General features: G+C 36.0%; 22 protein-coding genes. 5 read left to right on the top strand and 17 right to left on the bottom strand.

The window, feature by feature from the left end; translation table 11 throughout:
• Positions 1 to 66 precede the first annotated feature (66 nt).
• From BLW20_RS01500 to BLW20_RS01465, 8 genes are all read right to left on the bottom strand, one after another.
• Entirely contained in the window at positions 67 to 1,374 is a 1,308-nt protein-coding gene (locus tag BLW20_RS01500; protein ID WP_091095605.1) for a nucleotide sugar dehydrogenase, read from the bottom strand.
• 143 nt (positions 1,375 to 1,517) lie between these two features.
• The gene (locus tag BLW20_RS01495) at positions 1,518 to 2,900 is read right to left on the bottom strand and encodes a nucleotide sugar dehydrogenase (protein WP_091095603.1); all 1,383 of its coding nucleotides are present in this window, start codon (positions 2,898 to 2,900) and stop codon (positions 1,518 to 1,520) included.
• A 182-nt stretch (positions 2,901 to 3,082) separates the two neighbouring features.
• The gene (locus BLW20_RS01490; RefSeq protein ID WP_091095601.1) at positions 3,083 to 3,442 is read right to left on the bottom strand and encodes a four helix bundle protein; all 360 of its coding nucleotides are present in this window, start codon (positions 3,440 to 3,442) and stop codon (positions 3,083 to 3,085) included.
• A gap of 86 nt (positions 3,443 to 3,528) precedes the next feature.
• On the bottom strand, positions 3,529 to 3,984 hold the full coding sequence (locus tag BLW20_RS01485; protein WP_091095600.1) for an adenylyltransferase/cytidyltransferase family protein: 456 nt from the start codon (positions 3,982 to 3,984) through the stop codon (positions 3,529 to 3,531).
• 3 nt (positions 3,985 to 3,987) lie between these two features.
• Positions 3,988 to 4,167, bottom strand: coding sequence for a hypothetical protein (locus BLW20_RS14530; RefSeq protein ID WP_143037714.1), 180 nt, complete (start codon positions 4,165 to 4,167; stop codon positions 3,988 to 3,990).
• Between the two features lie 308 nt (positions 4,168 to 4,475).
• Positions 4,476 to 5,507 (bottom strand): UDP-glucose 4-epimerase GalE, encoded by a 1,032-nt coding sequence (gene galE / locus BLW20_RS01475; RefSeq protein ID WP_091095595.1) that lies wholly within the window; start codon positions 5,505 to 5,507, stop codon positions 4,476 to 4,478.
• An 89-nt stretch (positions 5,508 to 5,596) separates the two neighbouring features.
• Positions 5,597 to 6,217 carry a porin family protein gene (locus BLW20_RS01470; protein WP_143037713.1) on the bottom strand — a complete coding sequence of 207 codons (621 nt, stop codon included), beginning with the start codon at positions 6,215 to 6,217 and terminating at the stop codon, positions 5,597 to 5,599.
• A gap of 417 nt (positions 6,218 to 6,634) precedes the next feature.
• Positions 6,635 to 7,135, bottom strand: coding sequence for a transcriptional regulator (locus tag BLW20_RS01465; protein ID WP_091095590.1), 501 nt, complete (start codon positions 7,133 to 7,135; stop codon positions 6,635 to 6,637).
• A gap of 1,253 nt (positions 7,136 to 8,388) precedes the next feature.
• Here BLW20_RS01465 and BLW20_RS01460 point away from each other — a divergent pair.
• Positions 8,389 to 8,784, top strand: a complete 396-nt coding sequence (locus BLW20_RS01460) for a ribonuclease E inhibitor RraB (protein WP_091095588.1) — start codon at positions 8,389 to 8,391, stop codon at positions 8,782 to 8,784.
• 96 nt (positions 8,785 to 8,880) lie between these two features.
• On the opposite strand, the gene BLW20_RS01455 is transcribed toward BLW20_RS01460, so the two are convergent.
• Both BLW20_RS01455 and BLW20_RS01450 read right to left on the bottom strand, forming a co-directional pair.
• Positions 8,881 to 9,855 carry an SDR family oxidoreductase gene (locus BLW20_RS01455; protein ID WP_091095586.1) on the bottom strand — a complete coding sequence of 325 codons (975 nt, stop codon included), beginning with the start codon at positions 9,853 to 9,855 and terminating at the stop codon, positions 8,881 to 8,883.
• Between the two features lie 47 nt (positions 9,856 to 9,902).
• Positions 9,903 to 11,411, bottom strand: coding sequence for a sodium:solute symporter (locus BLW20_RS01450; RefSeq protein ID WP_091095584.1), 1,509 nt, complete (start codon positions 11,409 to 11,411; stop codon positions 9,903 to 9,905).
• A gap of 91 nt (positions 11,412 to 11,502) precedes the next feature.
• Between BLW20_RS01450 and recR the strand changes: the two genes are divergently transcribed.
• The gene (gene recR, locus BLW20_RS01445) at positions 11,503 to 12,120 is read left to right on the top strand and encodes a recombination mediator RecR (protein ID WP_091095582.1); all 618 of its coding nucleotides are present in this window, start codon (positions 11,503 to 11,505) and stop codon (positions 12,118 to 12,120) included.
• Positions 12,121 to 12,127: 7 nt separating this feature from the next.
• Here recR and BLW20_RS01440 read toward each other — a convergent pair whose 3' ends face one another.
• Entirely contained in the window at positions 12,128 to 12,649 is a 522-nt protein-coding gene (locus BLW20_RS01440; protein WP_091095580.1) for a hypothetical protein, read from the bottom strand.
• Positions 12,650 to 12,700: 51 nt separating this feature from the next.
• A complete protein-coding gene (locus BLW20_RS01435) occupies positions 12,701 to 13,120 on the bottom strand; it encodes a CHY zinc finger protein (RefSeq protein WP_091095657.1) in 420 nt (139 codons plus the stop codon).
• Between the two features lie 85 nt (positions 13,121 to 13,205).
• Between BLW20_RS01435 and BLW20_RS01430 the strand changes: the two genes are divergently transcribed.
• The gene (locus BLW20_RS01430) at positions 13,206 to 14,006 is read left to right on the top strand and encodes a DUF4349 domain-containing protein (RefSeq protein WP_091095577.1); all 801 of its coding nucleotides are present in this window, start codon (positions 13,206 to 13,208) and stop codon (positions 14,004 to 14,006) included.
• A gap of 167 nt (positions 14,007 to 14,173) precedes the next feature.
• Here BLW20_RS01430 and BLW20_RS01425 read toward each other — a convergent pair whose 3' ends face one another.
• The 5 genes from BLW20_RS01425 to BLW20_RS01405 form a co-directional block, all read right to left on the bottom strand.
• Positions 14,174 to 14,767, bottom strand: coding sequence for a hypothetical protein (locus BLW20_RS01425; RefSeq protein ID WP_143037712.1), 594 nt, complete (start codon positions 14,765 to 14,767; stop codon positions 14,174 to 14,176).
• Positions 14,768 to 14,789: 22 nt separating this feature from the next.
• Complete coding sequence (locus BLW20_RS01420) at positions 14,790 to 16,382, bottom strand: peptide chain release factor 3 (RefSeq protein WP_091095573.1); 1,593 nt, start codon at positions 16,380 to 16,382, stop codon at positions 14,790 to 14,792.
• A 142-nt stretch (positions 16,383 to 16,524) separates the two neighbouring features.
• Positions 16,525 to 17,478: a transketolase family protein gene (locus BLW20_RS01415; RefSeq protein ID WP_091095571.1), complete on the bottom strand. Its 954-nt coding sequence runs from the start codon at positions 17,476 to 17,478 to the stop codon at positions 16,525 to 16,527.
• 1 nt (position 17,479) lies between these two features.
• Positions 17,480 to 18,943, bottom strand: a complete 1,464-nt coding sequence (locus tag BLW20_RS01410; protein WP_091095569.1) for a hypothetical protein — start codon at positions 18,941 to 18,943, stop codon at positions 17,480 to 17,482.
• Positions 18,944 to 18,957: 14 nt separating this feature from the next.
• Entirely contained in the window at positions 18,958 to 19,806 is an 849-nt protein-coding gene (locus BLW20_RS01405) for a transketolase (RefSeq protein WP_091095567.1), read from the bottom strand.
• 110 nt (positions 19,807 to 19,916) lie between these two features.
• Here BLW20_RS01405 and BLW20_RS01400 point away from each other — a divergent pair, with 110 nt between their 5' ends.
• Complete coding sequence (locus BLW20_RS01400; RefSeq protein ID WP_091095565.1) at positions 19,917 to 21,128, top strand: MFS transporter; 1,212 nt, start codon at positions 19,917 to 19,919, stop codon at positions 21,126 to 21,128.
• Positions 21,129 to 21,131: 3 nt separating this feature from the next.
• The gene (locus BLW20_RS01395) at positions 21,132 to 21,893 is read left to right on the top strand and encodes an ABC transporter ATP-binding protein (protein ID WP_091095563.1); all 762 of its coding nucleotides are present in this window, start codon (positions 21,132 to 21,134) and stop codon (positions 21,891 to 21,893) included.
• Positions 21,894 to 21,957 lie beyond the last annotated feature (64 nt).

The following is a 21,957-nucleotide window of genomic DNA, read 5'->3' as shown; positions in this document are numbered from 1 at the left end:
TTCGAGATAAAATATCGTTAGTAAATAATTCGTGGCTTCTATCTATTAAATTTAAAATGTTCATAATTACAATCTAGCATCAACCAATTCTCGATCTAGACAAGCTTTGATATCAAATACAACTGCTTGATCGTTTTTTAGTTTGTTAATATCTAATTTTAAAAACTCGTTATGTGCTACGGCTACTATGATGGCATCGTATCCATTATGCAAATTTGCGAATGTGCGAATTTGCTCTATGTCTGATTCTGATTGTAAATTATACTCACGATGCACTTCATCACTATTTGCCCAAGGGTCGTACACATCTACATTTACACCATATTCTTTTAGTTCACGGTACACATCAACCACTTTGGTGTTGCGTACATCAGGGCAATTTTCTTTAAAAGTGACTCCTAAAATCAACGCTTTAGCTCCTTGCACAACCGTTCCCTTTTTAATCATTAGTTTAACCACTTTTGAAGCGATAAACTCTGCTACCGAATCATTTACCCTACGACCAGATAAAATTACATCAGGATAATACCCCAATTGCGTGGCTTTATGTGCCAAATAATAGGGATCAACCGAGATACAGTGCCCACCTACCAATCCTGGTTTGTATTTTAAGAAATTGAATTTGGTACCAGCGGCTTCTAACACATCGTTGGTATCAATACCGATGCGGTCAAAAATCAACGCCAGTTCATTCACAAATGAAATATTTACGTCGCGCTGGGCATTTTCAATGGCTTTTGAGGCTTCGGCTACTTTAATATTAGGTGCTTTATGTGTACCGGCAGTAATGATGGTTTTATATAATTGGTCGATTTCTTCTGCAATTTCAAGTGTAGAACCCGAGGTTACTTTTTTAATGGTGGTTAAGGTATTTACTTTATCACCAGGGTTGATGCGCTCGGGTGAATAACCCACATAAAAATCAGTATTTAACGTTAAACCGGAATGTTTTTCGAGTACCGGCACACAATCTTCTTCCGTACAACCGGGATACACTGTTGATTCGTAAATAACAATGTCGCCTTTTTTTAATACGTTACCCAGCATTTCCGATGCCTTTAATAAGGGGGTTAGATTAGGAGCGTTGAAACGGTCAATAGGTGTGGGCACCGTTACAATGTATATTTGAGCCTGGGTTAAATCTTCTATATCACAAGAAGCTTTATAACCTTTTGCAAAATTGGTTGCTTTTGCCGTGGCTATCCCTTCGTTTAATTTTTGTAAATCAGCTTCTAATGTTCGGTCTTGTCCAGCATTCAACTCTCGTACGCGTTCTTTGTCAATGTCAAAACCCACCACAAAAAAATGCTGAGAAAACGCGATAGCTAAAGGTAAGCCTACATATCCTTGTCCTATTACTGCTATTTTTTTCATTAGTTGCTTTTTATTGCTTGTTTGTTTATGGGCGAATGTGCGGATGTGCGGATTTGCTTATTTGCATACTGCCTATTCGCGAATTTGCCTATCTGTGAAGCTGTTCTCGATACACTTCGCTACTCGAACTGACGTGGGTCGATTTATTCCCCAATACTGTACACCACCAAACCTTTTTCTGTCAATTCTTTTTTGTTTAATATGTTTCTGCCGTCAAACACAAACGCCGGTTTGTACATATTTTGATAGATTCTTTGCCAATCGTAGGTTTTAAATTCGTCCCATTCGGTTAAAACTGCTATGGCATGTGACTTATTACACGCTTCGTAAGGGTTATTTACCACCTTCACCAAACGACGGTTTTCTTCAGGGCTGCGTGTACCTAAATAATCCAAATCTCTGTAAATCTGTTCGGCTGAAACTTTAGGATCATATACCGTGATAAATGCTTCTTCGTCTAACAAATGATCGGCTACATAAATAGCAGCAGACTCACGGGTATCGTTGGTATCTTTTTTAAATGCCCAACCCAAAAAGGCGATATTTTTACCGTTTACCGTATTGTATAAGGTTTTGATGATGTTATCTGAAAAACGTTCTTTTTGATGGTCGTTCATTATAATCACCTGTTCCCAATAATCAGCTACTTTGTGCAGATTATAAGTTCGGGCAATATAAACCAGATTTAAAATGTCTTTCTGAAAGCACGAACCTCCAAAACCAACAGATGCTTTTAAGAATTTTGATCCGATACGGCTGTCTTTACCAATGGCAAATGCCACTTCGTTGACGTCGGCTCCGGTGGCTTCGCACAATTCTGAAATGGCGTTGATGCTTGATACCCTTTGTGCCAGAAATGCGTTGGCGACCAATTTAGACAATTCCGAAGACCATAAATTGGTGGTAATGATGTTTTCTTGCGGTACCCAGGCAGCGTAAATATTTACCAATGCCTGAACAGCTTCTTCATTTTCTCCACCGATTAATACCCGATCCGGGTTTTGCAAATCCTGGATTGCTGTTCCCTCTGCTAAAAACTCGGGATTGGATAAGATATGAAAATTGACACCGTTACCGGTGTTGTGTAAAATGCTTTTCAACGCTTCTGCCGTACGAACGGGAAGCGTAGATTTTTCTACCACAATTTTATCGCTGGTGGCAACCGCGGCAATCTGGCGGGCACATAATTCAATAAATTTTAAATCGGCTGCTTGTCCTTTTCCTTTTCCATACGTTTTGGTGGGGGTATTTACCGATATAAAGATCATATCTGCCTGATCAATCGCCTGTTCCACATCGGTAGAGAAAAACAAGTTTCTGCCACGGGCTTCAGCCACCACTTCGTCTAATCCCGGTTCATAAACCGGTAATTTAGACAAATCACTGTCGTTCCAGGCGGCAATTCTTTCCGTATTTAAATCGACAACCGTTACATTAATTTCGGGATTTTTTTGTGCGATGACCGACATCGTTGGCCCACCTACATAACCCGCACCGATACAGGTGATATTTTTGATTGATTTCATTCTTTTTTATCTTTTTATTTTGCGGATTCGCTTTTTGGTTCTCGATACACTACGTTACTCGAACTGACGTTTATTTGCGTCCCGATAGCTATCGGGATTGTGTATCTGTGTATTCGCTTATTTAGTTTCACTCCGTTCGACTTCGTCTCGGGTGCGAATTTGCCTATTTGCTTATTTACAGATTATCTATAGTACTTATTATACAAACTATTTAATTGATTGGTAATTTTTTCTAAATCTTCTCTCAATTTAATATATTCTGGCTCTCTTATAAAATCTAAATCATAACTTAAAATCAGAAAATTTATTACTTCAATAGCTGAACTAAAGGCTTGATTAATAAATCTGGCTTTGTCTTTTTCTGACTGCCTTGAAGTTCCTTCAGCAATATTGGCACAAATGCTTAATGAAGCTCTCCTTATCTGATTGATGATACCAAATTTTTCTTCTTCAGGAAATCTTTTTGTAATTATATAAATCTCTTTTACAAATTTTCTTGATCCTTGCCAAACATCCAGTCTTTCAAAATAATAGCCTTTCATTGTTTGTATGTTTTTTTTGCGTTTTTGCGTATTTGCATATTCGCATATTCGCGTATTTGCTTATCTGCAATAACCTGACGGCAAATTTATATTTTTTCAACTTTTAAACCTACAATAGTTTCGTTTTTTCCGTTTTCTTTCTCGGCGACTTCTTTGCGCAAACCGGAACTGGAAAAGCGGTGGTCGCGGGTGTTGTAATACAGCTCAATACCTTTTTCTTCACAATAGGTTCTGCCGGTAAAGTTTTTATCTTTGTATTCATCGCCTAAAATACGGACATCGATCTTGAACGAACGCAGAATATCTTCCAGATCCTGCTCGGTAGCATACGGTACTACTTCATCTACAAACGTACAGGCTTTTAACTGTATGTAACGTTCTACTACTGATTGTACGGGACGGTTTTTTTCCGGCCGGTCCAACGTGGGATCGGTCTGCAAACCGCAAATCAAATAATCGCACTGCCGTTTGGCTTCTTCAAGCATTTTAATGTGCCCGGCGTGTAACAAATCAAAGGCACTAAAGGTTATTCCTATTTTCATTTTCTACCTTTTTAAATTTTCTAAGTAGTTTTTTTTCATTTTTGTTAAATCTTCTTCTATAGAACAGCATCCAGATATACTGTACTTATTCATTGATTTTTGAAAACGCAAGCGAAATTCAATCACTTCAAATCGTTGATCTTTTTCTAATTGTTGGTAAAAATTCAAAAATTCTGTTTTCATATTTGCTTTTTTAGCTTCGCTCCCCGTTCGGCTTTGCCTCGGGTGCTGTTCTCGATAGCCTGTCTTGAGCTTGCCGAAAGGCTTCACTACTCGAACTGACGGGGGAGCACCAAACATCCTTCACCCAACATCTGACAAAGGCTTATTTAGCTTCGCTCTGTTCGACTGCGTCTCGGGTGCGTATTCGCTCATTCGCGTGTATATTGGCTAATTAACCAATTGACTCATTTTTCACATTAACCAATTAGCTCATTTTCACATTAACCAATTGACCCATTTTCACATTAACCAATTGACCCATTTTCACATTAACCAATTGTCTCATTTATTTTACATTCAAACGCCCAGGCGGTTTTCATAGATGTTTCTAACGGTGTATTGGGTTCCCAATTCAATTCTTTTTTTGCCAATGAATAATCGGCATAGGCTTCCTGTATATCTCCTGCCCTACGGTCTTTAATCTCGTAAGGGACTTTTAAGTTATTAGCTTTTTCAAATGCCTCTATCATTTCTAAAACCGTGGAACCTGTACCGGAGCCCAAATTAAAATACTCTAAAGCATTTTTGTTTTCTTTAGTCAACAAACGGTTTAACGCTTTTACATGGGCATCTGCCAGATCATTCACATCAATATAATCGCGAATAGCTGTACCGTCACGGGTTTCATAATCGTTTCCAAAAACACCTAAACTTCCACGGATACCTGATGCTGTTTGGGTGATATACGGAATTAAATTATTGGGAATTCCGTTTGGCAATTCGCCTATTAATGCAGACGAATGAGCTCCCACCGGATTAAAATACCGTAAGGCAATGGCATTTTTTTGTTCGGCTTCTACAAAATCTCCAATAATTTCTTCGCCCATGTGTTTGGTTTTTCCATACGGAGCTTCCGGACGCTTTAAAGGTGTTTTTTCATTGATTGGCATTTGATCTGCCTGACCATACACGGTACACGAAGAAGAAAAAATAAAATGATCGACACCATATTTTTCCATAGCTTCTAATACATTGATCAACCCTGACAAATTATTGCGGTAATACATCAACGGTTTTTTTACCGATTCGCCCACAGCTTTGTATGCTGCAAAATGAATAATTCCATCTATTTTATTATCATTAAAAAATTGATCAACAGCTTCCGTATTTTTTAAATCAATCGGATGAAATTCGGGCATTACATTCGTGATTTTTGTAATGTTCTCTAATACCGCAATTTGTGTATTGGACAAATCATCTATAATCACCACTTCATAGCCTGCCTGCTGCAGAGCCACTACGGTGTGTGAACCGATGTATCCTAAGCCTCCTGTTACAAGTATTTTTTTTGTTTGTTTCATTGTTGCTTTTTTTGCTGTTCTCGATACACTACGTTACTCGAACTGACGTTTATTCGCATATCTGCTTATTATCAAATTATCTCATTAACCTATTTCCCCAATTTAACCGAAACACCTATTAAACCCGTCAGGTAACTACCTGTGGTTTCATCTTCACCTGGGATACCTACACCGTTATAACCGTAATTTTGCTTAAAATTCATGATATACGTACCGTCTAAGAAAATACCGACGCGTTGTGAAACGTTGTATTGTGGTCGTACACCAATTTGAAAATTACCCATACGATCTGTTTTATCGGTCGCTTTGCTTTTGCCAAAGTTTAAACCAAAACCAGCATGTGCACCTAACTGAAAGGCTTCTGCTGTAGTAGGCATAGCAGACGGATTGATTGCTTCCAATATATTAAAAGTAGCTTCTGCAGTTAACTTATTGTAAGTGATCCCCGCATCACTGAAATCTTTGTGCTTAAAAGTGGTATTTGAATAAGTTCCGCGTACCCCCCAGATGTCGTTGATTTGATAAACAGCACCCAATTGTAGTGTGTTGAAACCGCTTACATCGCTCGTTTCAATATTATCCGGACTTAATGCCAGGTTGTAACCATAAGCTGCTTCTAAACTTACTTTGTCTAAAAAAGAGCCTTCTTGTGCTTGTGTTGTCGTCATTCCTACTACCGCTACAAATGCTGCGATGATTTGTTTTTTCATTGTATCTTAATTTAGGTTTATTGTGTATGTTTATTTAGCTTCGTTCCGTGCGGATTTGCCTATTCGCAGATTTAGCTTCGCTCCGTTCGGCTTTGCCTCGGGTGCTGTTCTCGACAAGCTCGAACTGACGCTTATTTTTTATGTCCCGAAGCTATCTGGATTGCGAATTTAGCTTCGTTCCGTTCGACCTTGTCTCGGGTGCTGTTCCCGATAGCCTGTCTTGAGCTTGCCGAAAGGCTACGTTACTCGAACTGACGGAGAGCACCAAACATCCTTCACCAGACATCTGACAAAGGCTTATTTAACTTCGCTCCGTTCGACCTTGTCTCGGGTGCTGTTCCCGATACACTACGTTACTCGAACTGACGGGGATTTGCAGATTCGCCCATTTGCGGACTCGCATATCCGCTAATTGGCTCATTCTCCAAATAACACAATGCCGTTTTTGTCTTTTTCGTTGTAATAAAAAATTACTTTGCGTTTGATAACATCTTCAATTTTAGGAATGATACTTTGTGTATATTCCGTATTGATGTTTTTTCCGCTAATGTTTATTTCAACGGTGCCGCTGTCTATTCCTTTTGCGTAATCGCCTAACAATTCTATTTTTTCTACCGTTCCCATACGATCCAATACCTGTGTAACAATAGTATCCAACCCTAGATATTTATGTACTACCTGTTGCAACAACGAAAACATAGGATGCCGTGTGTTGGCACGATAGGCTATTTTGTTGCTTACCTCTTTTTTTTCGAGATATCCTGCTTCTGACAAATGGTTCAGCTCTTTGCGAATGGCATTGGTCGATTCGTTAAACTCATTCGCCAGCCCACGTAAATGTCCTGAATTGGCCGAAGTTATAAAAAACTTTACCAACAGTTTGATGCGTGTTTTTGAGGTGATTAAAGAATCTAACATTCTAATGTGTTTCTATTATGAGTAGCAAATGTACTCGTTTTTGATTTAAATGCAAATAAAGATGATAAAATTTACAATTTGTTAATTAATTGATGGTTGATAAAAAGAAATAAATTACATTACTTCATAGAAAATTTCTGTTTTTACCACAGATGAACATGCACAGATACACCATTTACTATGGTAACACGAAACTAACGACATTAGCTTTTCTGCGAGTGTCAACTATGCGAATATTCCGTAAAAAGAAATACTGTTTATTCAAGCATATTTATTTTTTTTTGTTCTCATGAATGCTGCACGTACGTTTGTATTTAAGCGAGGCGAGTTTATTTCTTTTAGGAATAGAGTAACTATTTGACCGAAGAAAAGGTATCGTCTTGATTTTTTGATTCTTTTGTATCAAGACAAAAGAATACTTTAAACACACACAAAAATCTAAAAGATGCTTACAATGCTTACAACATGACAAACAAAACGCTACACCACCACAGATGCACAGATAAACTGTAAATCGATCAACCGTCCGTTCGGTAAAAACCTGAAAGGTTCGCGTCGAGAACTTACAAAGAACTAACCTACGTTATAGCTGTTTTTTTGCCACAGATACATGGATATAACCATAAAAAATACTATTCTCTATTCAACACTTGCGTAACCAACCAATTTTCTTACCACGGCTATACGGATTAAGCCATAAAAACATAACATACAACAGATTATCATAATAGGTCTCTGGTTTAAAAGTTTAACGGATTGAAGGTCTTAATTCATAGTGTTTGTTGTAGGTAGGAAGAATGTATTTTTAAGGACTGAATCTGTGGCATAATGTACCAGTGTGTATTTTTTCTACATTTAAAAAGGTAGATAAAAATAAACAATCACGATTTGCACACCATCTATTTTTTAATTAGACCCACTGTCTGTTGTTATTTGTTGCAAATGAACTCAAGATGTACACATATATGATACGTTTCACTATATAACACAAAAGCACCGCCTTTTAACAACTTTTAATTAATTGCAGTTTTTGAAGTTACCTATGGGGCTGTGGTGCGTTTTTTGCTATAGTTAGAAAATAATTAAGGGTTTATCAAATGTATTGATATAGGGTAAATATATTTATATAATGAAAAACATACAACCATACAGAACATATTCAACATGGTTTTATTATTTCATTATTTAATTTAAAAGATACGTAAAATCATGACATTTTAACCTACCTTAGAGAATTTAATAACGATTTTAAAATGCAGCTATTTAATTTCTGGAAACGTAAAAAACAGAAAAAAAACATTACAACTACTTCTCTTAATACCTTACTAAAAGAGGTTCCCAAGACTTTACAGCAATATATTGAAAGTAAAAACAATGCAGAACAAATGGTAATCAATCTCTTTTTTTATGCTGAAACCTATAAAACGGGACAGAAATTTGCGGAGAAACTGGAAAAAACTGCATTTGCTCTTACACAGTACAAAAATGCATCCGGCATTTATGAAATCAGCTGTACCTCGCCTACTTTGTCTGCCACAGCCGGAAACCTTAACAGCTATTTAAAAAGCATGTACGAGATGGCAACGCAATGGAAATGCTATTTAACCGGATGGACTCCTGCGCATAAAGAACATAGCAGCGACCAATAATAGATAACTTTTTACCCTATTTAGTCATTACCTCCGTTCAGTTAGTTTTACCCCTTATCGCAGATGTATCAAGTTAACCAACACGTTGAATTCTTATTACAATCGGTCTTGATACTGCCAATACCATTTTACGGCTTCTTTTAAACCGTCTTTGATCGTATGTGAAGGACAATAACCCAGTAATCGTTTGGCTTTGTCAACAGACGCCAACGAATGTGGAATGTCTCCTAACCTATCAGGCCCGTATTTGACGTCGATATTCTGAATTTCAGGGTCATACGTTGTCAAAAGTTCTTTTAAAAAGGTTATCAACTGGTTTAAGCTGGTACGGTCGCCCACCGCTGTATTATACACCTGGTTTAAAGCTTCAGGGTTTTCTGTCAACAACGCACGTTCGTTCATTTGGATCACATTATCGATATAGGTAAAATCGCGTGAATTTTCTCCGGTACCGTTAATCACCGGGCTTTGATGTTGAATAAGCTGTTTGGTAAACAACGGAATAGCAGCTGCATAAGCACTTTGCGTATCTTGACGGCGACCAAATACATTGAAATAACGCAAGCCTATAATTTCCATACCGTATGTTTTGGCAAAAACATCCGCGTATAATTCATTTACATATTTGCTTACAGCGTAAGGAGACAGTGGTTTACCAATATGCTCTTCTACTTTTGGTAAATTTTCTGAATCGCCGTAAGTTGATGAACTGGCAGCGTAAACCAAACGTTTAATACCTTCATCGCGAACAGCTACCAACAGGTTTAAAAACCCAGATACATTTACCTCATTAGTAGTGATAGGATTGTTAATTGAACGGGGAATGGAACCTAACGCTGCCTGATGCAGTACATAATGCATTCCCTTAACTGCTTTTTGGCACGTTTCCAAATCACGAATATCGCCTTCTACTAATTCAAAATTGCTATTAGTTGAAAAACTTTCTATGTTGTGTCTGTACCCCGTAGAAAAATTATCCAAACAACGGACAAAACAGCCTTTGCTTAAAAAATACTCTGTTAAATTAGAACCTATAAAACCGGCGCCGCCAGTGATCAATATTTTTTTCATTCGTTGTTTTATTATTTACCTGTTTATTTACAGTTTCGCTAATGTATCTATTCGCTTAAGTGTTTTTTGTTTTTAAAACTAATCACCAGCAACAATACCAGCGTAATGAATCCGTTGATGATAATTAATTCGTTATCAAAAACGTATCCATTGAACAAAGTTACCGAATGATTGCTTAAATAAAGCGTGATAAAGGGAGATGATATACAGATGAAAGGCACCCATTTATCGTGTACTTTTCTGTTTTTAAAGAACATTCCAAAGGTAAATAAACCTAATAAAGGTCCATACGTGTACGACGCAATTTTAAAAATCATGCTTACCACAGACGCATCATTTATGGCATTAAAAACCACGATGACTCCAAACATAACAAAACAGAAAATTAAATGGATCATTTTTCGGGTTGTTACATTTTTCGGGTTGTTTGCGTTTTCAGGCTTATCCATTCCTAAAAAGTCAATACAAAAAGATGTTGTCAGCGCCGTTAAGGCAGAATCGGTGGTTGCAAAAGTAGCAGCAATCAATCCCAATAAAAAAACAACTGCCGGAAACAACGCTAAATGATGAAAAGCAATTTCGGGGAATAATAAATCGGTTCGGGGTTTTCCTGTAACAAAATCCAAAGGCACTTCTACTCCATTTGCATCGGCATAAATATAAAGCAAAGCACCAACACCCAAGAAAAAAATGTTAATCAACACAAAAATTCCGGTAAAAGTGAACATGTTTTTTTGTGCATCTTTAATATTGGAACAACTCAGGTTTTTCTGCATTAAATCCTGATCTAACCCTGTCATTGCAATGGTTACAAACATTCCGCCTAAAAACTGCTTAATGAAATGGAAACGGTTTCCCACGAAATCTTCCCAAAAGAAAATCTTGCTGTAACTGCTGTTTTTAACAGTTTCAAAAGCTTCTATGGCATTTAAATCTAAACTGTGACAAATAAAAACAATGGTTAAGATAACAGAACTAACCAGGAAAAAAGTTTGTAATGTGTCTGTAATAATGATTGCTTTTAATCCCGATTTATACGTGTAAGCGTAGATCAATGCCAGTGAAATCAGACCGGTTACAGCAAACGGGATACCAAACGCATCGAACACAAAGCGTTGAAAAACAATAACGACCAGATACAATCGAAAGGCCGAACCAATGGTCCTACTGACTAAAAATATGGCGGCGGCGGTTTTGTAGCTGTAAAACCCCAATCGCTTTTCGAAATATTCGTAAATCGAAACCAAACTCAATCGGTAATACAAAGGTAAAAGAACGGTGGCGGTAACAATGAACCCAACAGCATTGCCCAAAACAAACTGAAAATATTTAAACTGTTCACCGCCCGGAGATCCAACTTCGCCCGGAACTGAAATGAATGTTACACCTGAAAGTGCCGTACCAATCATACCAAAAGCAACCAGATACCATTTTGCATTTTTATTGGCAGAGAAAAAAGCGGCATTGCTACTGTCTTTCCGACTTACAAAATGAGAAATACCAATAAGAACACCGAAATAAATAATTAAAATAGTTAAAATTACAGTGGGAGTCATTTCTTTAAATTTTCTCAAAAGTAACCATTTTATCGGAGTAGTTTAAAAAGCATTTGTGTTTTTTGAATAGATTTTTGATTAAATTTGTCGAATGGATTTTCCTTCAAAACTATTAGAAAACGCCGTAAACGAAATGGCTCAACTGCCGGGCATTGGCAAACGTACCGCATTGCGGTTGGTTTTACACTTATTGCGCCAACCCATTGAACAAACGACAAGCTTAACAACTGCTTTAGATTTGTTGCGTACCGAAATTAAGTATTGCAGAAGTTGTTATGCCCTGTCGGATACGCATTTGTGTGAAATTTGTGAAAAACCGTCACGCGATCATTCTATAATTTGTGTGGTGGAAGATGTGCGCGATGTAATGGCATTAGAAAACACCCAGCTTTACAAGGGAATTTATCATGTTTTAGGCGGAAAAATTTCGCCCATTGACGGTATTGGTCCCAGCCAGTTAAACATTCAACCGCTAATAGAAAAAGTTAAAAACGGAGGCGTTAATGAAATTATTTTTGCGTTGAGTTCTACCATGGAAGGCGATACCACCAACTTTTATATTTACAAACAGATTAAAGATTACGAAATCATTACATCGACCATCGCACGCGGAATTGCCGTTGGCGACGAACTGCAATATGCCGATGAAGTTACGTTAGGACGCAGTTTGATTCACCGTGTACCGTTTGAAACGAGTTTGAAGGTTTAGAATAGTATTATTTATATTTTTCTCTTGATTTTATATCACTATCCAAAATTTCAACAGCTTTAACTTCATCTTTTCTTATTTTTTCTAAACTAAAATTAGGATCGTTTGTTTCAACAGAAATTAATTCTTTACCTTTAAAATAAGCTGTTGTTTTATAAGCGTATTTTTTATTTTCAACTTCCTTAACATATTTTACAAGTTGGTTATCCTTGAAATACAAGCTAAAATACAAATCTTCGTGTTTTCTTTTATTTAAGTAATTATCTCCATACCAATAATTAAAATATTGATTGTTATTTTCATTCCAAGCAGTATATTCACTGAATCCATCAATAGTTCTTCGAAACAGTTTAAATTTCTTTTTGGTTATAAAACCACTGGCTTCTACAAATGTTAAGTCAGACTCTAAACTATCCTGCTCGTGATCATAAATATATTTTTCGATTGATTGAATATATGAAACAACATCTTCTTGAGAATAAATAGAATTACTCAAAAAAAATGACATCAAAAATAAAAGTGTTTTCATTTATTGATATTTTTAAAGTAGCTATAAACAAAAATTAATTGGAATGAAAAATTAAGATTTCTCAAAATACAAATGATAATGCAACCTACACCCCGGATTAAAATCAGATGAACAAGAAGTACATTTATTACCGCTATTTAAATACTCTGCAATCGTTAATTCGTGTTTGCAAACTCCACAAAGAATTGCTTTCTGGTCTTGTTCGGTTACACTCCAAACCTGTGGTGTATGTATTTCGGCTGCCTGATGACATTTATAACAAGGATAATATTTTTTACAGCACTTAAACTTTATCGCAATAATATCTACTTGTGAATGATAATGTGTGCAACGCGTTTGGTCATCAACAGTTTGTCCGTAAACTTTTATATCTCCCTGTGTATTATTTGTGGTTAGTACTGCTTCTTGCTTTGTTTTATTGCATGATACTGTTGAAAACAATACACAAATAGCAAATATGATTTTATACATGATTTTTTTTAATTTCAAAGATAAACGAAATTTTAAGTGTTCGTAATTAAGAAAAATAATATATTTAAAATCTAAAACTTTACTTATGAAAAAATACATTTTAATTGTATGTTTAGCATTTACACTAACTTCTTGTAAAAAAGATGCTTCTTTTTCTAAAGAAGAAGTCTCTGTAGTTGAAATGCAGTCTCCCGAACCACAGCCTGTTAACAATCATGATGTTTCTCAAAACTCTGAGCAAAAAATAATTAAAAATGGCAAACTTAGGTTTGAAACTGCAGATTTTGAAAAAACTGCAGATAAAATTTACACTGCAGTAAAGAAATACAAAGCTCAAATTCAATCAGATAACGAGGGAAAAGATTACAATTCAATTACGCGCAATATTGTTATTAGGGTTTCGAATGAAAATTTCGAAAATATATTAAATGATATAAGTTCCGGTATTTCTTATTTCGATCAAAAAGAAATTTCTTCTGAAGATGTTACAGAACAATTTATAGACCTTGAAGCTAGGTTAAAAGCAAAAAAAGAATTAGAAAATCGTTACCTTGATTTATTAAAAAAAGCAAACAAGATTTCCGAAATATTAGAAATTGAAAAAGAATTAGTTGCCATAAGAGAAGAAATAGAATCAAAACAGGGACAACTTAATTACCTACAAAACCGAGTGTCTATGAGTACACTTGAAATAACTTTTTACAAACATACAACCGAAACAGGCGTAACGGTATCGTATGGTTCAAAAATGTGGAATTCCATTAAAGGCGGTGTAAGCTGGATACCCGGTTTCTTTTTAGGCTTGCTTTATATTTGGCCTTTATTGTTAATTGCCTCTTTAGTGTTTTATTATCTTCGTAAAAGAAAAAAGAACTTAAAAAACTAACAATAAAAAATCCTGACTTGAGTTTTATTATTAAGTTTTTTATTTACAGTAACTTGAAAATTATGTAAGATTTTTGAAATATTATTTTTAACTATTTTATACCTACAAGATCAAAAAAAGATCTTGTAGGATAAACGACTTTAAAAACTCTGTCAGGGTTGACTTGTTTATTTGTATAAAGTATTATATTTTCTTATGATTGATAATACTTCTTCATCTTCTAAATTCTTATTATCTAATTTTTCCTGGAGATAAGGTTGATCCTTCATAAAATCTATTAGCTTTTCTCTCAATTTCTTTTGTGAATTAAAGCCTGATAGAGCTACTATTTCTCCATCTTTTTCCAAAAAACGAACAGCGTTTCTGGAACTATTAAGAACACCTGTTAATTGAATGTTTAAATAAAGATTAATTTTTCCGGAAATAACAACTTCAGATAAGTTTTTCATTTTTAAAAGCGAATCATACGTATATCTTCTAAGCTTACCTTGCTTATCTGTAAATTCTAAATATTTAATTTCTTTTGATTTTCTATTTATGCGTTTTCCGTTTTCAAAAAACCAAACTTTTCCGGCAGCGTAGGAACTGGCTACGTCAAAATTCAACCCAAAAGGATAGGCATTTTTTACATTTACCATTAAGGTATCTGTTGGCATACTATGCAAAACAAGTTTTGCTCTATCTCCTTTTTCGTTTGCTTTTTGTGAATAGGACGGAATTATACTTGTAGAAAGTAGAAAAAGAATTAGAAAGTTTCTCATAAATATAAATGCTAAAAACGTTTTATAAAATCCGTTCTGAAACGTAATCTAATTTTACGGTAGGGTATTTACTTTGCGTCATTTGAATAGAAAATTCAGAATCTGCCAAGAAAACCAATTGCCCTGATTTATCTTTTGCCAGGAATTTTTGTTTTACGCGTTTAAACTCGGCAAACTCTTCGTTCTTAACATCTTCCGGACGTACCCAGCACGCTTTGAACGCCGGAAAGTTCTCGTAAGTACATTTTGCACCGTATTCGTGTTCCAATCGGTATTGAATAACTTCGTACTGAAGTGCTCCTACGGTTCCAATGATTTTGCGTCCGTTTAATTCTAATGTAAACAACTGTGCCACACCTTCATCCATTAACTGGTCTATTCCTTTTTCCAATTGTTTCGATTTCATTGGATCGGCATTGTTCACATAGCGGAAATGTTCCGGAGAAAACGATGGAATCCCTTTAAAATTCATTAATTCGCCTTCGGTCAATGTATCGCCAATCTTGAAATTTCCGGTATCGTGTAATCCAACAATATCACCGGCATACGAAATATCGACAATTTCTTTTTTCTCTGCAAAAAAGGCATTCGGACTTGAAAATTTTAATTTTTTGCCCAAACGAACGTGCATATAGGGTTTGTTGCGTTCAAAAGTTCCCGAAACAATTTTTATGAATGCCAAGCGGTCGCGGTGTTTAGGATCCATATTTGCGTGAATTTTAAATACGAAACCTGCAAATTTATTTTCATCGGGCTGTACCAATCGTGTGTCGGATTCTTTTGCACGTGGGGACGGCGCAATTTCTATAAAACAATCTAACAATTCGCGAACGCCGAAATTATTCAAAGCAGAGCCAAAAAACACTGGTTGCAAATCACCATTAATATAAGCCTCCCGGTCAAAATCAGGATAAACCTCGGCTACCAATTCCAGTTCTTCACGTAATTTATTGGCTGGTTTTTCCCCTACTAATTTATCTAAGGCTTCGTCTTCTAAATTATCAACCGTTACCACGTCTTCAATGTTTTTGCGGCTGTCTTCAGAAAACAGGTTGATGTTTTTTTCCCAGATATTGTAAATCCCCTGAAAATCGTATCCCATACCAATCGGGAAAGACAAAGGTGTTACTTTCAAACCTAACTTTTGTTCTACTTCATCTAACAGATCAAATGCGTCTTTTCCTTCGCGGTCTAATTTATTGATGAACACAATCATGGGAATATTGCGCATTCTACACACTTCAACCAATTTTTCTGTTTGCTCCTCTACCCCTTTTGCCACGTCGATGACTACAATAACCGAATCCACGGCGGTAAGCGTTCTAAAGGTATCTTCGGCAAAATCTTTGTGTCCGGGTGTATCTAAAATGTTTATTTTTTTATCTTTATAGTTAAACGCAAGCACCGAAGTTGCAACCGAAATTCCTCTTTGACGTTCAATTTCCATAAAGTCAGACGTAGCACCTTTTTTGATTTTATTGCTTTTTACCGCACCTGCTTCCTGAATGGCACCACCAAACAAAAGCAGTTTTTCGGTTAAAGTGGTTTTACCTGCATCGGGATGCGCAATAACCCCAAAGGTTCTTCTGCGTAAAATTTCGTCTTTAAAACTCATTCTTATTTCTTTAAAGCTGCAAAAATAGGATTTTATTGTGGTATATACAGAAAGTTCTTATTAAAAATACACCAACTCAAAAAAACAAAAGGTTTAACTGAATGATCAGTAAAACCTTTTTAAGTAGCTTCAGTTTTTACAACTATTTTCTTGCAATAACCTTTTTTGCTTTTTCGATAATTGATTGGGCGTTTAAACCGTATTTTTCCATTAAAGCTTCTGGTGTACCCGATTCTCCGAACACATCGTTTACCGCAACGAATTCTTGAGGTGTGGGTTTGTTTAAGGCTAAAACACCTGAAATGCTTTCGCCTAAACCTCCTAAATAATTGTGTTCTTCAGCAGTTACAATGCAACCTGTTTTAGCAACCGATTTTAAGATTGTTTCTTCATCTAACGGTTTAATGGTGTGGATATTGATTACTTCGGCAGAAATACCTTCTTTTTCTAATGCTTCCGCGGCTTGTAATGCTTCCCATACCAAATGTCCTGTTGCAACAATGGTTACATCGGTTCCTTCTGAAAGCACAATGGCTTTTCCAATTTCAAAAGGCATGTCTTCAGGAATGAAATTAGGAACCACCGGGCGGCCAAAACGTAGGTAAACCGGTCCGTTGTGTTCTGCGATTGCCAATGTAGCCGCTTTTGTCTGGTTGTAATCGCACGTGTTGATTACGGTCATTCCGGGTAACATTTTCATTAAACCAATATCTTCTAAAATTTGGTGTGTGGCACCGTCTTCTCCTAAAGTTAATCCGGCATGCGAAGCACAAATTTTTACATTTTTTTCTGAATAGGCTACCGATTGACGAATCTGGTCATATACCCTACCTGTTGAAAAGTTGGCAAATGTTCCTGTAAACGGAATTTTTCCGCCAATGGTCATTCCGGCTGCCAAACCAATCATGTTGGCTTCGGCAATACCTACCTGAAAAAAACGCTCGGGATGATTCTTTTTAAAATCGTCCATTTTTAATGAACCAATTAAATCGGCACACAAGGCAACCACGTTTTCGTTTTTTTTACCTAATTCCGTTAATCCTGCTCCAAAACCAGAGCGGGTATCTTTACTGCCTAAATTTGTATATTTTTTCATTTTAGTCTAAACTCTTTAAAAATTCTAAAAGTAATTTCTGGTCTTTTTTTGATAAGGAATCTCTTAATTTTTCGATTTCTAAATAACTTTTACGCATGCTGTTAATTGTTCCGGTATAATCAACATATCCGCCGTTATTGTAAAGGTACAAATCACAAATTTGACCGGTTAAGTTATATACGTGTTTCTGTAATTCGGTATTTTGAAATGCCGGAATTTTATTTTTTAAACCTTCACAATAGTCAGGTGCATTTTCTTTTAAGCTTTCTGCTTCTAAAATATCATAAGCTAAAGAAACCTCATCAACAGAAATGTTATTGTATGCAGGTTTGTATTTCGCATAATACGAATAATCGTAATCTGTTGCAATAGCGGCAGTATCGGCGGTGGCAAAATCGGTTGCGTTCCAATCTCCGGTTACTGTTTCTTGTGCTACATCTGGTTTAAAGGTTCCTGCTGCTTTAATGTTTGTGTTAAAGAAATCGGTTAATTGCTTTTTTTCATCTTTGGTAATCATCTTGGTTGACGACAAACTTTTGACCATACTTTTTGACAGGTCTTTATAAAGTTTCAATACCTGATTTCTTGTAAATGTTCCCCCTGAATTATATTCTTTCGTATCGTACAAACTACTTGATGTTACCGAATAAACAGGAGCAATGTAATTATACAGTTTGTAATTATCAAACCCCGCACCATCGTATCCGTAAGTATATAAAGGATCCTGGTACATGTTATTACTACCTGCATAATCATAAGTGGCTTCGGTTACCGCATCGGCTGTTTCAACGGCGTAATCTTCAACGGATGTGTTTTGATATTCTTCAATATCTGCAAGCATCTTGTTGGTATCGAGATTCAAAGTTAAATCGGTATTTTCAACTGATTTATAAACCAATTTGTAAGAATCTGCATTAGGTTCTACCGATAAGATCAATCCTTTAATCTTTGCATCGGGAAAAACAGACGAAGCATTATCTATTTTATTGTTTTCATCGATACAAAAACAAAAATCATAACTTTCTTTATTTTCCGGATCAGATAAAACGGCATAATATTGACAACTTAATCCGTTAAATGTGCCCTTTTTATCTAATTTGGCAACTGTTTGCTGATTAGAAACAATTTTAAAAGCACTTGGTGCACTGTAATTGATCGTTTTAGATATTCCGTTAATTGTAAACGGAATCATTTGATTGTTTTTTATATAAAAATTGGATTCTCCGCTGTAACTATAAAGCGATTGGTCGTTATAATAAAATGACAACAGGCTTTCTTTACCATTTGCAGACAAGTAATGATCGTAAGTTACTTTATCGTACTCACTTTGATCGTATCCTTGAAGATCATTTTCTGAAACTTCGATTTTATACGTTATTTTTTTTGTAAATTCAGCGTCATTTTTGGTTTGTGCAAATGCAGCAATTGATACAATACTGATTGCTGTTAAAAAGATTTTTTTCATAGCTATACCCTCAATTAATAATCGCCTAAAGTCATTAAATTTTGATATAACGCATTTTCTAACTGCTCATTATTTGGTGCTTTACCGTGCCAAGCATGCGTATTCATCATAAAATCTACCCCATTACCCATTTCGGTATGCAATAAAACCATTACCGGTTTTTGGTTTCCTGTTTTCGCTTTCGCAGCAGTTAAACCTTCTATCACGGCTTCGATATCGTTACCTTTTTCAATACTTAAAACATCCCAGCCAAACGCTTCGAATTTAGCTTTAAGACTGCCCATATTTAAAACCTCATCTGTAGGTCCGTCAATTTGTTTACCGTTTAAATCAACTGTGGCAATTACGTTATCTACTTTATTGGCAGCTGCATACATCAACGCTTCCCAGTTTTGCCCCTCCTGTAATTCACCATCACCTAAAAGTACATAAACCAGTTTATCATCGTTGTTTAATTTTTTGGCTTGTGCCGCACCTAAAGCAACCGACAATCCTTGCCCTAATGATCCTGAAGCCATACGAACACCTGGTAAATGACTGTGTGTGGTTGGATGCCCCTGCAAACGGCTGTTAATTTTTCTGAAAGTAGCTAATTCGCTTACCGGAAAATAACCGCTGCGTGCCAATACACTGTAAAAAACCGGAGAAATATGTCCGTTTGACAAAAAGAAGATGTCTTCGTTTTTTCCGTCCATTTCAAACGTATCTTTTCTGTCCATAAGCACCTGATACAGTGCTACAAAATATTCTGCACAGCCTAAAGATCCCCCAGGGTGACCCGAATTTACGGCGTGTACCATACGTAAAACATCTCTTCTAACCTGTGTTACCAAGTCTTGTAATTGTTGTGTGTTAGGTTTCATTTATAAGTACATAAAATTTACCTTACAAAGATAGTTTTTTTAAAAGATTGCACATAAAAACTTACTACTTTTGTTGTTCAATAAATTTTAGCGTTTCGCACCTTTTGTCAATGAACAGTTTAAAAGCTTACTGGAAAAATTATATCAGCGCCTATCACGGTTTGTCTAATGCCACCTGGCTGCTGGCTTTGGTTATGTTTATTAATCAGAGCGGGTCTATGGTATTGCCCTTTCTGGGTGTTTATATGACAACCGTTTTAGATTTTTCTTTAGAAAATGCCGGCATTGTTTTAAGTACTTTTGGTGTGGGATCTATTTTAGGATCGCTTATTGGCGGCTGGCTTACCGATAAATTCGGCTCGTTTAAAATTCAGGCATTCAGCTTGTTTTTAAGTATTCCGTTTTATTTGATTGTTCCGTTTTTTAAAACATTTGAGACGTTGTGCATTGCCATATTTTTCCTGAGTTTTATTAAAGAATTGTTTCGTCCGGCAAACAGTGCATCGGTTTCTTACTATGCCAAACCCGAGAATTTAACAAGGGCTTTTTCATTAAACCGTATGGCGTTAAATCTGGGATATTCTATTGGTCCGGCAATTGGCGGTTTTTTGGCAGCGGTTTCATACAGCTTCTTGTTTTATACCAATGCCCTAATGTCTTTTGCCGCCGGAATTTTATTTATTATTTATTTTAAAAACAGAAAAGGTCATGCACCTGAAAAAATAATTGCTGATAAATCAGAACAAATCGCCAAAACAAAATCTGCCTATGCCGACAGTAAATTTTTATTGTTCAGCCTGTTCATTGCCATTTACGCTTTTTGTTTCTTTCAGATTTTGAACACTTTACCCCTTTTTTATAAAAAAGTTGCTTTAATGAATGAAAAAGAGATAGGTCTGCTTATGGCATTTAACGGAATTGTTGTTTTTGTATTAGAAATGGCATTGGTACATTTTGCTGAAAAGAAATTTACGCTGTCAACAAATATGATTATTGGCAGTTTATTTTGCGGTGCATCTTTTTTAATTTTGATGCCTTCGCACATGATAGCAATACTGTATTTGTCGATTTTTTTAATTTCGATTTCCGAAATTCTGGTTATGCCTTTTGCATCTACCGTAGCGGTTAACCGTTCGCTGCCTGCCAACCGTGGATCGTATATGGGGTTAAACGGCATATCGTTTTCAGCAGCATTTGTTACATCGCCTTTAATAGGAACATATATTGCAGAAAATTTTGGTTTTACCAACCTCTGGATTTTTAACTGTATCATGATTTTAGTTGCAACCGTTGGTTTTTATATCGTTATGAAAAAAATGTAAGTTATGAATGTATTTAAAGCACAAGATTTAGCTATTGGATATAAGGATAAAACACTGTTCAGCAATTTGAATTTTGAATTAAGAACGGGCATTTTAACTTCGTTATTAGGAAGTAACGGAATTGGAAAATCGACTTTGTTAAAATCGATTTCCGGGTTATTGGATAAAAAATCGGGACAGCTTTTCGTTGATGATAAAAATACCGATGCGTTGTCTTTCGCAGAATTTGCAAAAATAATAAGCGTGGTTCTTACGAATGAAAATGTGAATAAGGAACTTACGGTGTACGAACTGGTAAAACTGGGCAGACAACCTTATACCAACTGGTTAGATCAACTAACGCCACAAGATGAAATTTTGATCGACAAAACATTGATCAACTGTGAAATTACCGATTTAAAAGAACGGAAATTATTGCAACTAAGCGACGGACAACTGCAACGGACTTTTATTGCACGCGCGGTGGTTCAGGATACGCCGTTTATTTTTTTAGACGAACCTTCTACCCATTTAGATTTGTATCACAAAGTCCGTTTGTTTAAACTGTTGAAAAAGCTATGTATTGAAAACAATAAATGCATCTTGTTTTCTACCCACGATTTAGATTTGGCATTGCAGTTAAGCGATGAAATTATGCTGTTAAAAGACAACCATTTTTATCACAATACAACAGAAAACCTAATTAACAGGGGTGTTTTTGACCGCTTTTTTGATACCGATGATATCGTTTTTGATAAAGAACGAAAACAGTTTTTGATACTGTAATTTTTTCTGCCACAAATGCACGGATATTTGTCTACAATTAAAATCGTATCAGAGTAAAAAACAT

The organism is Paenimyroides marinum (assembly GCF_900108395.1).
GTDB classification, from domain to species: domain Bacteria; phylum Bacteroidota; class Bacteroidia; order Flavobacteriales; family Flavobacteriaceae; genus Flavobacterium; species Flavobacterium marinum.
Note: the sequence above shows the minus strand (reverse complement) of the source record. Positions and strands in the feature narration are given on the sequence as shown.

What these genes read in the sequence shown, in the direction of transcription:
- BLW20_RS01470 (WP_143037713.1), bottom strand. Translation starts at nt 6,217, where the DNA reads ATGAAAAAACAAATCATCGCAGCATTTGTAGCGGTAGTAGGAATGACG.
- BLW20_RS01425 (WP_143037712.1), bottom strand. Translation starts at nt 14,767, where the DNA reads ATGAGAAACTTTCTAATTCTTTTTCTACTTTCTACAAGTATAATTCCG.
- BLW20_RS01435 (WP_091095657.1), bottom strand. Translation starts at nt 13,120, where the DNA reads ATGTATAAAATCATATTTGCTATTTGTGTATTGTTTTCAACAGTATCA.
- BLW20_RS01415 (WP_091095571.1), bottom strand. Translation starts at nt 17,478, where the DNA reads ATGAAAAAATATACAAATTTAGGCAGTAAAGATACCCGCTCTGGTTTT.
- BLW20_RS01490 (WP_091095601.1), bottom strand. Translation starts at nt 3,442, where the DNA reads ATGAAAGGCTATTATTTTGAAAGACTGGATGTTTGGCAAGGATCAAGA.
- BLW20_RS01430 (WP_091095577.1), top strand. Translation starts at nt 13,206, where the DNA reads ATGAAAAAATACATTTTAATTGTATGTTTAGCATTTACACTAACTTCT.
- BLW20_RS01485 (WP_091095600.1), bottom strand. Translation starts at nt 3,984, where the DNA reads ATGAAAATAGGAATAACCTTTAGTGCCTTTGATTTGTTACACGCCGGG.
- BLW20_RS01465 (WP_091095590.1), bottom strand. Translation starts at nt 7,135, where the DNA reads ATGTTAGATTCTTTAATCACCTCAAAAACACGCATCAAACTGTTGGTA.
- BLW20_RS14530 (WP_143037714.1), bottom strand. Translation starts at nt 4,167, where the DNA reads ATGAAAACAGAATTTTTGAATTTTTACCAACAATTAGAAAAAGATCAA.
- BLW20_RS01460 (WP_091095588.1), top strand. Translation starts at nt 8,389, where the DNA reads ATGCAGCTATTTAATTTCTGGAAACGTAAAAAACAGAAAAAAAACATT.
- BLW20_RS01455 (WP_091095586.1), bottom strand. Translation starts at nt 9,855, where the DNA reads ATGAAAAAAATATTGATCACTGGCGGCGCCGGTTTTATAGGTTCTAAT.
- recR (WP_091095582.1), top strand. Translation starts at nt 11,503, where the DNA reads ATGGATTTTCCTTCAAAACTATTAGAAAACGCCGTAAACGAAATGGCT.
- galE (WP_091095595.1), bottom strand. Translation starts at nt 5,507, where the DNA reads ATGAAACAAACAAAAAAAATACTTGTAACAGGAGGCTTAGGATACATC.
- BLW20_RS01440 (WP_091095580.1), bottom strand. Translation starts at nt 12,649, where the DNA reads ATGAAAACACTTTTATTTTTGATGTCATTTTTTTTGAGTAATTCTATT.
- BLW20_RS01410 (WP_091095569.1), bottom strand. Translation starts at nt 18,943, where the DNA reads ATGAAAAAAATCTTTTTAACAGCAATCAGTATTGTATCAATTGCTGCA.
- BLW20_RS01500 (WP_091095605.1), bottom strand. Translation starts at nt 1,374, where the DNA reads ATGAAAAAAATAGCAGTAATAGGACAAGGATATGTAGGCTTACCTTTA.
- BLW20_RS01450 (WP_091095584.1), bottom strand. Translation starts at nt 11,411, where the DNA reads ATGACTCCCACTGTAATTTTAACTATTTTAATTATTTATTTCGGTGTT.
- BLW20_RS01420 (WP_091095573.1), bottom strand. Translation starts at nt 16,382, where the DNA reads ATGAGTTTTAAAGACGAAATTTTACGCAGAAGAACCTTTGGGGTTATT.
- BLW20_RS01395 (WP_091095563.1), top strand. Translation starts at nt 21,132, where the DNA reads ATGAATGTATTTAAAGCACAAGATTTAGCTATTGGATATAAGGATAAA.
- BLW20_RS01400 (WP_091095565.1), top strand. Translation starts at nt 19,917, where the DNA reads ATGAACAGTTTAAAAGCTTACTGGAAAAATTATATCAGCGCCTATCAC.
- BLW20_RS01405 (WP_091095567.1), bottom strand. Translation starts at nt 19,806, where the DNA reads ATGAAACCTAACACACAACAATTACAAGACTTGGTAACACAGGTTAGA.
- BLW20_RS01495 (WP_091095603.1), bottom strand. Translation starts at nt 2,900, where the DNA reads ATGAAATCAATCAAAAATATCACCTGTATCGGTGCGGGTTATGTAGGT.